Raw genomic sequence first — 13,225 nt, 5'->3', positions numbered from 1 at the left:
ACTTTACGCCTCAACAATTAGTTATTGACAGCGCTTATTCTATGGTTAGGCTACAAATCCTAGGTAGGGCTAAAGCCCATACAAGTTTATGTGATGAACATTTGACATATTGATGAGCAATGACCACAAAGAAAGAAAACTCAACAATTAGCTATTTAATTTACATACAGATATGTAGCTAGTCAACAACAGTTTAAAAAACTGGACGCTGTAAGTGTCTAAACTAAGAGTTTGCATTCTTACGCTTTATAAAAGCTAAAATTTGATTTCTCAAATTACCTCAAATAAAGCGTTGCGTTGGGAGATGGTTTACACGACATATTCCCAAATATTCTCTTAAATTTAGTAGTACTTGCGGTCATAATACAGCATCAGTATTTTTTTTGGCAACTAGTAATTCCTGTGATTCATCATACAGCACTGTAATTTATTCGGCAATCACTTTATATTTTTTAAAATCATCAAAAAATGATTCATAATTGAGATAATTCGGGTATTGTCATGATTTGGACAATAAATAATGTGGGAAAAGTAAGAAAAGTAGGTAAAACTTTGACTTCAATTAAACATGATTTTAGAATTGTTTTGTTAATAGTAGGAAAGGTAAGAAAAGTATGTATAAATTTTTGCTGATAGTCTGACAATAATTTATTTATGGGAAATAGAGTCACCAATGTAGCCCCCTATACAAACATGGATGTACCATAATTATGTCTTCGGAAGGATGAATTTATATGTTAGAATGACAATTATATGTAGGTCAATTACCTAAAAGACTGAGAATAGCTTTCCACATATCTTTTCTTGTAAATATTAGATTTTCAATTATTTTGAAAACGGGAAGACATCTGAGCAAAGCAATGTTTGACTTGTAGAAAGCGTCTGTGAGCCGGCATTTCTACCAATAAAAGCCCTGCTGTAGGCTGTTGGGGTGACTCCTTTTTACACTAATAGCTGCGAGATTTATGAACGTCACTATTTAAAAGCTTCAAGAAGTATTAACTTGACAAATGCAATCTATAGAAGATAAAAAATAAACACGTAAACTTAAATTCATCAGTTTAGATATCATACCAATAAGAATTTGTGAATAATTTGTCTTTCCAAGGTGATTCCTGTGGATAGCATCATAATTAGTTAATTTACTTCTAAGTAAAAAAAAGTATAATTTTATGCTCAACTACCAAATTCACTACACTTTCAGATTTTCAAATGAACCGTTACACATATCAAGTCGGTGGTAGTCTAACGATTGATGCTCCTAGCTATGTAGAACGACAAGCTGATGAACACCTGTATGAAGCGCTGAAAGAGGGTGAATTTTGCTATGTCCTTAACTCCCGGCAAATGGGCAAGTCCTCGCTTCTGGTAAGAACTCGGCATCGCCTGCAACAAGATGGGTTTAGATGCACCACTGTAGATATGACCAATATAGGCTGTGAAAATATAACTCCAGAGCAGTGGTACAAAGGAGTGGTTGCTGAGTTATGGTTAGGTTTCAAGCTGCTTGGGAAAATCAACTTAAAAGCTTGGTGGCGGGATCACGAAGGTATCCCTTTACTTCAAAGACTGAGTCGATTTATTTCCGAAGTGCTGCTTCAGTTTCCTGACGAGAGACTGTTTATCTTTATTGATGAAGTTGATAGTATTCTCAGCCTCGATTTTTCTGTTGATGACTTTTTTGCCTTAATTCGGTTTTGTTATAATCGCAGAGCGATTGATCCAGAATACAAGCGCATCACATTTGTGATCTTTGGTGTGACAACACCATCAGATTTAATTCAAGATCCCAAACGTACTCCGTTTAATATTGGTAAAGCCATAGAACTCAAGGGGTTTAGTATAAACGAAGTGCAGCCATTGGCTCATGGATTAGAAGTTAAAGGCGGTAATGCCCAGGCAATTCTGCAAGAAATTTTAGCTTGGACAGGAGGACAACCGTTTCTGACGCAAAAACTGTGTAAGCTGGTTGTCAGTTCAAGTCAAGATACAGTCAGTGGGGCGCTGACGATTCCCCCTGGTACCGAAGCATTTTGGGTGGAAAGTATCGTTAGGTCACACATCATCCAGAAGTGGGAATCCCAGGATGAGCCGGAACATTTGCGGACGATTCGCGATCGCCTGCTTGCTTCAGAGCAAATTGCAAGTCGAACACTTGGCATATATCAACAAATTCTAGCTTTTGAAGACGTACCAACCGATGACAGTCGAGAACAAATTGAACTGCTTCTGTCAGGTTTAGTTGTGAATCAGCAGGGATACCTGAAGGTGAAAAACCGAATCTATCAAGCAGTTTTTAATTCAGAATGGGTTGCGAGACACATGGAGAATTTGCGTCCCTACGCGCAACGCTTCAACGCTTGGATTGCTTCCAATCAACAAGATGAGTCGCAGCTTCTTTTCGGAATCGCATTGGAGCAAGCACTGACTTGGTCAAAAAATAAAAGGCTCAGTGACTTAGATTATCGCTTTCTCGCTGCCAGCCAGGAACTTGCCAAGCGAAAAGTTGAAACCAATTTGGCACAAGAAAAACAAGCAAGACAAATCGAACGAGAAAAGGCTGAATTTGCCGTATTTGCCGCGCAGCAAGCGAATCAAATACTGGCTGACGCACGCAAAATTGCGAAACGAAACGCCCAAAAACTAAATTTGGGCAAACGTTGGATTATGACCATTGCCTCTGGAATTGCTAGTTTGGTTATTCTTGTACGTTTTACCGGGCTACTACAGGGAATGGAGTGGACGATGCTAGATCGCTTTTTTCAGACACGTCCTCCAGCAGAAGTTGACCCTCGCATTACCATTATTACAATTAACGAGCGAGATTTTGTGCAAATAGGTCAGTATCCTCTGCCGGATCGGGTGTTGGCTCAAGCAATCCAGACATTAAAAACCTCTAAACCCAGAGCGATCGGGCTGGATTTGTATCGAGATTTGCCTGTGGAACCAGGTTATCAGGAATTAGTAGAACAGTATAAAACAACTCCGAACCTGATTGGCATTCAGAAGGCGGTGGGGAAGGAAGTTGTTGCGCCGCCGGCAACTTTAGCACAATTAGGTCAGGTGGGTCTTGCCGATCAGGTTTTAGATGGGGATGGCAAGTTACGTCGCGCCTTGCTTAGCGTTCAACTCGAAGACTCTTCGTTACACCTCAATCTAGGTTTACGGTTAGCACTACGCTATTTAGAAGCTGAAGGTATCACCCCCAAACCCCAAAGGAACAATCGCGAGCAAATTCAACTCGGGAAAACAGTTTTTATTCCCTTTCAACCCTATGACGGAGGCTATGTCCAGGCTGATGCAGGCGGTTATCAAATTTTGCTCAACTTTCGCGGCACTCAAAAACAGTTTGAGACCTTTTCGATCACAGATTTGTTAGCTCATAAAATACCACAAGAAAAGGTGCGCGATCGCGTCGTCCTGATTGGCTCCACAGCTGGAAGCGTCAAGGACTTATTTCAAACACCTTACAGCAGTCAGATATTTGGTTCGCCCGAAGAAATGCCAGGAGTAACCATCCATGCTAATATCACTAGCATGATTTTGAATGCTGCCCTGGAAGGGCGACCACTGCTAAAGGTTTGGTCTAAACCAGTTGAGTTGCTTTGGGTTTTGCTTTGGTCTGGGGTTGGGGCTGCGTTAGGTTGGCAGAGCAAGTCACCCACATTTATAGTCACTGCCGTTGCGTTCGCGGCGGGGGGACTCATGGCAACTGCCTACCTTGCCTTTTTAGAGGCTTGGTGGATTCCTACTGTCCCCCCGATGATTGGACTTGTGGTTGCAGCTATTACCCTGCCGATTGTCACGAATCGGCAATTAGAAAAAATTCAACTTCGTCAGACTGTAGAGTTGTTAGTTGCTATTTCGAGCGAGCAACCTGCTGTCGGACAGATTGCCATTGAATATCTCAAGCAAGCTGAAAGCCAAGAAAATCTGGCGTTCATTGAGCAGATCATTCGTAATGCTTCGCTTTGCACACAGCTTCGCTAACACAATTATTTTAAAGATTTAAACTTAACTTTACCTATTCCTTGAGACTCCAATAAGTTTTGCCACATGGCTACCAATTTGGCATTGTCAGGGTTCAATTGCTTTGCTTGCATAAATGTGCTGAGCATATCGTACCAGTACCCCATTTTACCATACCACGCCGCTTGCTCAATAGCAGTTTTTTTTTGCCTCAGTTCGCTCTCCAACTCAGATGTTCTCGGTACCCTCTGCACCCAACCCATAAATACAGGATCGTCTGGTTGTACAGTTTCTCCACAGACAACCACTAAAGACCATTGGTAACTTTTGCCCACGGCTAAGGGTTGCTTTTCCTTGGGTAGAGTGAAACCAACAATTCCATCGGCAGATTTGATCGGTAAGAATGCTCTTTCGTAAAACTCCCCTGTTTCATCTCGAAACATTAACACGACTTGACGTGCAGATGTTTTGGGCATCTCGATGAATATAGTTGGACGCTCCTGCAATGTTAACCCGTAGTTTTCCTTTGGCATCAGAGGTCGAATTGCACCTTCTTTTTCGGAACACTTGAGATCACTGCGCGAACCAGCACCAGAGGTATCTTTTGGTTTCCCTTGTTTGGGTGGGATAAAATTTTCTTGCGATATAATTCCTTCTCGTGAAGTCACACTTGTTAGTTTTAATTTTGGTTGAGCGTCAGCAGCTAAACTCAAGCTCAGTAAGAGCTCTACGGATAACCCTATTGTTAACAGTTTTAAATAACCACTTGGTATCATCAGTAAATGCCGTATAGAACATAACGTCAGAAATTTTACAGTAATCAATATAAATATTGGATAAACAAAGTACGGTATTTAGAACCTGGAGTTAAAGATTTATACAGGGAGGTGTACATACTTAATGATGACCCTAACAATAATTAATGTTTACTTAATCAAACTTAATTTTTACAATCATGGAGATTGATTTCAAGTGTTAAGTAACATCATGTCCGGCTAATTAGTTATGATTTCCATGTTAAGTGCACCCCACCACGCCAGTTTGCACTCTCGGAGGGAACCCCTAGTTTTCGCGCCTACACCCCCCCAACCCCTTCGGGGAAGTCAAAAATCAAAAATCAAAAGTCAAAAGTATTAATTTTGGCTTCTTACCTTATGGTTTTGACTTGTTTTGCCCCAACCCTTGGATAAATCCTGCTCACGCGTTGGTCAACCTTATTCATTCGTGCGGAGGTTATACCCGGCTTTGAGGCGGCATTCAGGCCCAACCAAACATGCTAATTAACATCAAAAACGAGTATTCAAGTTGGGCATTTTGCCAAGGTTGACCAACGCGTGAGTAATTTTAATGAAACCCCTACACCCCCTTTGAAAAAAATTACTGCCAATTTCCCACGAGAACAAACGCTGCCCAGTAGTAAGGATGTTTGTACTGAGGTGAATTTAACAAAGAGAGTTGGCTGTAGCGCAGTGCTTCAGCTTTGGTGACGCCAGGTTGGGTAAAGCGGCGGTAAAATTCAGCCATCAGTTGAGCAGTGGACAAATCCTGTACTGACCAAAGCGTTGCCAAGGTACTCCTGGCTCCAGAACGCACAGCAACTCCAGCCAGCCCTAAAGCAGCTCGGTTGTCGCCTTTAGCAGTCTGACAAGCACTGAGAACTAAGAGTTCAATCGGTTCTTGATCGCGCAGAGAACCGTTTTTGCCCTCTCCTGTTAGCAGTCGATCCAAATCTTTGACATGAATGCGATCGTCCCAAGCTAGGAGAAAGGTGTCTTCAGCTTTCGAGCTAAATTGACCGTGGGTTGCCAGATGAACCACAGAAAACGGTTGGTTCTCAACTCGCTCTAGGAAATTAGGGCGAGTAAATTTTTCGTTGAGTAAGACTTTTGTTGAGAGGGTAGCAGCAATTTGTTGAATCTCTGTTTCGACGCCAGGTAAAGCAGAAAAGCCTTGACGCGCCTCTGATAAACCCCCAGCTAAAGTTTTGAGTTGTTGAGCAGACACACGCGAATCAAAAAGCTGCAAACCTGGAGCCAGGGCAATATTATACCGCTCTACCAAATACTGCTGACCATCGTGGAGAACTGCCATCGGCAGACTGCGTAAAAAATCATCAAGGACAAATACCAACGTTTTAATTCCCTGACGCTCTAACTGTGCTGAAATAGGACGCAGCAACCAATTATAGACCTGTTGCGCGGGAGGTAACACCTCGTTCGGCAAAAAAACAGGGTTCAAAGACTGACGCAATTGTGCAAACACTCTCGCTGTTTCTTGTGGTGAAACCTCGATTCCGTAATGTTGCAATGGCTGTCCGGGGAGGGAGAAAACCACTTCTAAGCGTTGGTCAAGCACGATAGGATAGATGACAGCTGCTGTTGGGTCAATTGTCTCGATCGCTCTGGGTTTATATGTTAGGCAAGCTTCCCGGAAGAAGTTTTCTAACTCAGCCAGTTGCAACGCCTCAATCACTTGCCGAGAGCGTTGGAGGCGTTGTTGCTTGTTCGTTTCAGGTAAGCTGTCTACATTTTGCAACAGCAATTGCACCAACTGGCGATAGACAGGTTCAACCTCGTCTCGGAAAGAAAACTGCACAGCAGGATTTACTGCCACTAAGTCCTGACGCAAAGATTGTAAAATAGTGACTGCTTGGTCATAAGCTGCAATGGCTGCTGTTGTGTTGCCTTGTGCGTTGAGAATTCGCCCCTGTTGCCAGTACCAAGTTGCTGCAATATCTGTTGCCTGTATTTTCTGAGCCAGAACAAGTGCTTGTTGTGTTAGTGAGAGTGCTTCTGACCATTGTTGAGTTTGTTCGTACAAATGCCCCAGTTGTCCCAAGGCGTAAGATTCTCCCCTGGAGTCTTTTAATTCTCTCGCCTGTTGCACTGCCCGAACTAATATTTGAGAAATATCTTTTGTGTTTTGTTTTTTACTAAAAACTATTGACAACTTTGTCAAGCTTTCTGCTAAATTAACCTGAGCGTAGACAACCGCACGACTAGGAGGAAGGTTAAAAAGACGCCCTTGAATTTGAGGAACTAGTGACAGCGCTGCTTGTTGTTGCCTTGTTGTCACCAGAAGACTAAGTTGATTAAGTTGAGCCTCTAACTGGGTGCGCGGATTTGTCGCTGTGTTTGTTGCTTGTTGATAAAATGCTAATGCAGCCTGAAAATCCCCTATTGCCCTAGCAGTGTTCCCCAATCTAAAGAGGGTTTCTCCGATATCTGGTGTCGAATTTAGCCGTTTGGCAATGGTTAAACTTTCGGTTAAAACGGTTTGAGAGTTTTGCAAATCTCCCACAACTTGCAAAGTCACACCCAAACTCCGCAATTGTCTGGCTTTAAGCAAGGAGTCAGGCAAGGCAGCGAGGTCTTGATTGACTTGCTCTAGTATACTTCGCGCTCTTCGATACTGTCCCAAGGTTTGCAGTGCTTGAGCTTGGTTAATTTGGCTAAGAACAATTCCCGTTACATCCTTAAGGGAACGATAACGTTTCTCTGCCTGTTTCCAAGTTTCCAGGGCGGTTTCGGCATGACCTGTATTTAGCTCGATACTGCCTTGAGTGTTGAGGACTTGAGCGTAAAGCAAAGGAGCATAAGTACTTGGCAAGAGGTTGAGAGCTTGGGTACTGGCTTTTTGTGCTGCCTTCCACTGTCCCAAGTCTTGATAAACAATCGCAAGATAGTTGTAGCTGATGGCTTGATTTTGCCGTTCTCCCTTTTGCTCAAATGCACGAGCCGCCTGTTCCCACACTTGTGCAGCCTCTGCAAACCGCCCCGCATCATAAAGTTGCTTGCCTTGTTCAAGTAGGGTAACAGGAGAATTCGTAGTTTGTATCTCGTATTTCGTTATACTTGTTGAATTTTGTAGGGCGTAGCCCTTCGCGTAGGGTATTTTAAATTTTGAATTCAACTCTGCTGTCGCTGGTAAAACTGTGATCACCAGTAAAAAAGTCAGCAGTGCTAAGACTAGGTGGCGATAGGGTTTCACATTCTACAGTCCCTCCCCATCCTGTAGAGAGTGGGGAATCTCTCGGAAGTTGTTGAACTGTTTTTAAGATGCATGAGTTCGTCTCAATGAGAACATTGAAGTTCAAAATACATATAAAAAGTGAGGAAATAATGAGGATTTTGTAAAATTTTGAACAAAAACTTGTTTACAGCGGTTCTCTGTAAGGTGGGCATTGCCCGCCAGTATCTCAAATGCCCATTACATAAGCTTTTATGGGCAATGCCCACCCTACGATTTCTGCTGCTTTCAAAACTTTAAGAAGGCAGAAGTACGAAGGCAGAAGGCAGAAGGCGTCCCCACGAATGAATTCGGGGGATTTAATAAAGTTGCTACGCGTTTATTTTTCTCCATAAATAAATTCAGGGGCTTTAAACCTTATGGCAGAGAACAGAGGACTTATTTTTGTATCAAAGCTTACCTTCTTTCCTTCTGCCCTCTGCCCTCTGCCCTCTGCCTTTCTTCGGTAAAGTGCGTAAGTCCTAGTTGTGTTTTAATTTACCACAATCAATTTCATCATTCCCAAAATTGCGGCTAAAGAGTGGGGTATTTGCCACCAGTTCTACCTGACCATTAGCATCAATGACCCATCCCGTCGCCTCAACAAGGGAAGCTGGTTGTTGGTTTTTTGCGATCAACTGAAACTGAGAAGTTTTCCCTTGCTCCTGTGCTTCGTTATTACGACTTGTTGAACGTAAATCCTGCAAAACTATCTGACCTTTAAGCGTCTGTCTGGGGTCTTCCGGTAAGCCGCCTCGTCCGGTGATGACGAAGTAGTTTTCTTGATCTGCTGGACAGCCAGTGGCAATGCGATCGCCGTACCCGGCGCGGCTTCGCCCATCGCTCGCTTGTGTAAAATTTTCTGGTAACTGAACTAATCCTTGAGCAGGGTTAATCTGCCCGGTATCGATTTTTACAGTTCCATTGAACTCAGAACCGAGATCAGATGTGGCGGTGATGTCACTCGTCTCGTCGCTTGTTTGATCTCGAAACTGAGTGCCAAAGATGCCTTTGGCTGTGACGCTCACTCTCCCGCCAGAACCTGCTGTAGCATTGGCGGTGATATCGCTATTTTCCCAAGCCAATAAGGTATCGGTATTAATATTGATGTTACCACCAGTAGAATTACCTGCATCGGTTTTGATCCGGCTGCCACCGCGCAACTGTATGTCTCGCGCCCGTAGGTTAATATTTCCCCCAGCACCAGAGCCAGTAGAGGCATTAATGCTACCTTGGTTGCTAAGGGCGATCGCGTCCGCTACAACGTTAATTCTACCTGCATTTCCCACCCCAATACTCTCGACATTCACAGTTGCCCCATCCCGGACAATTAACTTTCCTGTGGTCAAACTGAGATTTCCCGCTGCGCCTGTCGGGTTAAATGGGTACAAAGATGTAAGTAACCAGTCCCCAGACGCTGTCGCTATCCCACTGGGGGGGAACTGACTATCTCTGGTTTTTCCACTCACTTGCACCGATTGGGAAGCGTTAACAATGATGTCTCCTCCTCGTCCCGTATCTAGAGTCGTGGCTCCTACTCCACCTCCATCAGAGACAATTAATTGCTTAGTGTTAATTCTTAAGTCACCAGCATCACCACTTCCAAGCGTCACCGTAACAATTTGAGAGGGGATGTAAGGAGTTCCGGGTGAGGTACCAATGACTTTGACAGAGTCGGAGGCATTTATGGTTACATTTCCACCCCGACCGCTAGAACGAATCAGTCTATTTCTTGTTGTTGCTGATCCACTTGCAGAAGATATCGTCGCTCCCCCTTCTACAAGCACAGAACCAGTCGTTATCTCTAAGTTTCCCGCGTTTCCTGTACCACGAAGAGTGCTAGTAGATAAGTTAGTACCAAACGAATTATTTTCTCGATATGTTGACAATACCACGGAGTCAGAAGCTCTTACGGTCAGATTCCCGCCATCTCCCGCACTTAAAGTACCTGCGTATACAATTGCTCCATCCCGGACAATCAGCTTTCCCGTATCAATGACTATATTGCCTGCCTTTCCTTGATTAAAAGTTGTGGTTATCAACCCAGAGCCATTCACCTCTACCAATTGGGAGGCGCGAATGAAAATATTTCCTCCAGTTCCTGTGTTATATGTCGGGGTGGTTATTAATGATCCATTTTGAAGCGTTAACTCCCTGGTATCAATTGTGATATTTCCTGCTTTTCCCGCACTTAGAGTCCCAGCAGAAAAAACACTTTCCCGAGCACGCAATAAGTCAGGCTCTCCATCCAAAGTCGGCTCAATAAAAAGTTTGATAAAGTTCTCAAATCCGATTCCTCTAAGTTCTACAGAGTCAGTGGCACGGACAGCAATATCCCCTCCCGCTCCCGTACCTGAAGTGGCAGATCCAACAAATGCCTGGTCAAAAAGCTTGAACTGTGTTGCATCAATTGTGATACCGCGACCGTCAAGACTTCCTATAGTATCAGAAGCAAAGTTCGCGCGATCGCGCAACGTCACACTTCCTCCTCTGACTTGGATAGCGCCACCACCAAACCCAGTAGCATTGACAGACGCTGTACCTGATAACTCAATATTGCCGAAATTTTGGATATCTGCATAGTTAAAAGCCAAGCCAGTTGAAGTTGGAATAAAGCTCACCAAGCCGGGACTCGCCACGCTACCTAGTAGAATATTTCCTTGGTAAGCAGTGAGATTGCCGTTATTAAAGCTAAGATTACCCCCCACCAGTGCCAATGTTTGACCCGGCTGGACTTGCAAACCAACATTACTAGGAATTGGAATTGGGGTATCGATGGGTGGAAGCGGTATCAAACTCGTTGCTTGAGATTGATTAATAATGCTGCCTGGATTTGACCCAAACTGCAAGCCTATTGGAACATTAATCGTTAGCAGTGGCGGCGCACCTGGATTTATGGCACTGAAAAAGCTGCCATCTGCAAACTTAATGCTATTCGCTGTAGAGCCGATAAACGAGCCACCAATATTTAACTGAGCATTCGGACCAAAGATAATTCCGTTAGGGTTGATGAGAAACAGGTTAGCGGTACCATTAGCTCGAATTAACCCATTAATATTAGATATGTTTTTTCCCGTGACGCGATTGATAATGTTTTGAATATCCAGCGCATTATTAAAGAAAGCCTCACTGCCAGTAGGGACGGAAAATTCAGAGAAGCTGTGGAACAGGTTGCCACCAACTCGTGTGCCATTCTCGATTAAGAAAGTGTTACCATTGGTTGTTATGCGTGTATTACTTGGCAGCGTTCCATCAGGTTGAATTTGTGCTTCTGCTATGTTGGCATGACCTAGAAGGCAGAGGACAAGGCTATTAAGCAACTGGAGATACTGACGACTTAGTTTCTGGAAAAAACCATCCATAATCTTGTTTCCTCTGGCTACTTGCTTTGTGAACTTCTAAAACATCTCGCCCGTTGCAGTGTAATTCTCTAAGTCTGCAAGATGACTAGGTTGATTCAAAGCAGCATTGAGCTGCATAGCCCAGGAAAAAGTTGGTATACCAAACAGAAAAGTTATTAATATAATCAGACCCAGATGGGGCTTGTGTAGCTGTTCCTCTGCTCGTTGCGTGATCACAGCTTGTGGAACAATCTTGCGGAGCAGAATCATACATCACCCTTTATGTGAACTTTAATGACTTTATACGATTTCTATTTGGGAAAATCTTATCAGCAAGCGAGAAAAGTTTATGACGGAATAATGTGACATCTCCAGACGCTGACCCTACGGGTACAGCGCTGGCTTCAAAGAATCACTTCTTTGATTTCCTGGTTTTTCCCTTACGAGATTTCGACACTTGCCTAGACTGAGTTACCCCAGCCCCCGGTAGATCGTCTGCACAGGCGCTTTCGATTCCCGTCTGTCCAACGGTACTAATGAGCTTAATTCCTCGGTTTCTGATATTCTGACCTGCTGCTACGTCCCTATCGGTATGGAATCCACAATGAGGACAATCATGAACTCTGATAGACAGGTCTTTTTTAACTTCTTCCCCGCATTCAGGACACTGTTGAGAAGTCCCCCTAGCGTCAACTTCACTGAAGAACTTCCCTCTCTTCCAGCACACATACTTAACGATGTTTCTAAACTGTCCGAACGCAGCGTCAAGCATATGTTTCCCAAACATCCCCTTAGCACTAGTGCGGTAATCCAAGTCTTCCATGAAGACCATATCACCCGCATCACAGAGCGCATGAGCTTGTTTGTAATGAAAGTCCTTCCTCGTGTTGTCAATTTTGTGGTGAAGCCGAGCAATCTTGAGGCGTTGTTTTTCGTAGTTCTTCGACCTCTTCTGTTTCCTAGAGAGTCTGCGTTGCAGCAATTTCATCTGGCTTTGCAGAGTCTTAAAGAACTTGGGAGGCTTTAGGAAAACGCCGTCACTGGTTGCCAAAAACTTCTCCAATCCCACATCAACCCCAATGGGATGACCATGAGGAGTTGGATCAGGAATGCTGACATCACATTGAAGAGAAATAGATGCGTACCAATGATCTGCTTTCCTCAAGATTCTGACTTGCTTGACTACAAACCCAGAGGGGATAGGTCGATGCAAGTTGATGGAAATTGCTCCAATCTTGGGCAACTTAACGTGCAAGTTCGTTACCGGATTCTCCTTGAATTGAGGAAACAGCAAAGATTTGAACTGACCATACTTCTTAAATCGGGGCAAGCCAAATCCGCGCTTCTGGAAATATTCCCATCCTCGATGCAACTGCTTGATAGCTTGCTGAAGCACTTGAGACGGAACTTCTCCCAACTTAGGGAATTGCTTCTTTGCTCGTGGCAAGTTGTTGAGCTGTTGAATCTCGCCGGGAAACTTCAAGTCGGCAGGGAGGATGTATTCTTTCTCCAAAGAGCATCTATCAACCAAGCACTTACGACCAAGGCACCAGTCTTTTATCTCCCGCAATGCATAGTTAAATGCACTACGGCAGATTTCCATCCACTCAATGAGTTGTTGCTCTTGAGCAGCATCTGGATAGATTCGGTAGCGGTGGCTAAGTGTCAGCATTCCAGTATTATAGGAGATTTACTGGACAATAGTGCAACGTTAAATGTTAAGTTTAGGGACATTGAGTCCCATAAACTTAACTGGGGGAGTCCATGTATCCCAACGCTGACCTGGGTACAGGTACAGCGTGGGTCTTATAGCTCCCCCAAGCCCCCTCAAAAGATAAAAGTTTAGTATATCTTTCAGCTAGATCAGCAGGAGCCTCACGCCAGAATCTCTGATTTGGCGTGAGAGG

At 43.9% G+C, this 13,225-nt stretch carries 6 protein-coding genes; 1 reads left to right on the top strand and 5 read right to left on the bottom strand.

The genetic code is table 11. The features are described from left to right. Nucleotides 1-1,212: 1,212 nt before the first annotated feature. The gene (locus tag ACM0OZ_RS27015) at nucleotides 1,213-3,990 is read left to right on the top strand and encodes a CHASE2 domain-containing protein (protein WP_414585911.1); all 2,778 of its coding nucleotides are present in this window, start codon (nucleotides 1,213-1,215) and stop codon (nucleotides 3,988-3,990) included. Nucleotides 3,991-3,995: 5 nt separating this feature from the next. Here the strand turns inward: ACM0OZ_RS27015 and ACM0OZ_RS27010 are convergent, their stop codons facing one another. The 5 genes from ACM0OZ_RS27010 to ACM0OZ_RS26990 form a co-directional block, all read right to left on the bottom strand. After that, nucleotides 3,996-4,637 carry a DUF928 domain-containing protein gene (locus tag ACM0OZ_RS27010; RefSeq protein ID WP_414585910.1) on the bottom strand — a complete coding sequence of 214 codons (642 nt, stop codon included), beginning with the start codon at nucleotides 4,635-4,637 and terminating at the stop codon, nucleotides 3,996-3,998. A 709-nt stretch (nucleotides 4,638-5,346) separates the two neighbouring features. Beyond that, a complete protein-coding gene (locus ACM0OZ_RS27005) occupies nucleotides 5,347-7,959 on the bottom strand; it encodes a CHAT domain-containing protein (RefSeq protein ID WP_414585909.1) in 2,613 nt (870 codons plus the stop codon). Nucleotides 7,960-8,459: 500 nt separating this feature from the next. Then, the gene (locus tag ACM0OZ_RS27000) at nucleotides 8,460-11,339 is read right to left on the bottom strand and encodes a filamentous hemagglutinin N-terminal domain-containing protein (RefSeq protein WP_414585907.1); all 2,880 of its coding nucleotides are present in this window, start codon (nucleotides 11,337-11,339) and stop codon (nucleotides 8,460-8,462) included. A 36-nt stretch (nucleotides 11,340-11,375) separates the two neighbouring features. Beyond that, entirely contained in the window at nucleotides 11,376-11,588 is a 213-nt protein-coding gene (locus tag ACM0OZ_RS26995; RefSeq protein ID WP_414585906.1) for a hypothetical protein, read from the bottom strand. 142 nt (nucleotides 11,589-11,730) lie between these two features. Further along, a complete protein-coding gene (locus tag ACM0OZ_RS26990) occupies nucleotides 11,731-12,990 on the bottom strand; it encodes an RNA-guided endonuclease InsQ/TnpB family protein (RefSeq protein ID WP_414585905.1) in 1,260 nt (419 codons plus the stop codon). Nucleotides 12,991-13,225 lie beyond the last annotated feature (235 nt).

It is taken from the genome of Scytonema sp. PCC 10023 (assembly GCF_963920835.1).
Taxonomy (GTDB): domain Bacteria; phylum Cyanobacteriota; class Cyanobacteriia; order Cyanobacteriales; family Nostocaceae; genus Kalymmatonema.
Note: the sequence above shows the minus strand (reverse complement) of the source record. Positions and strands in the feature narration are given on the sequence as shown.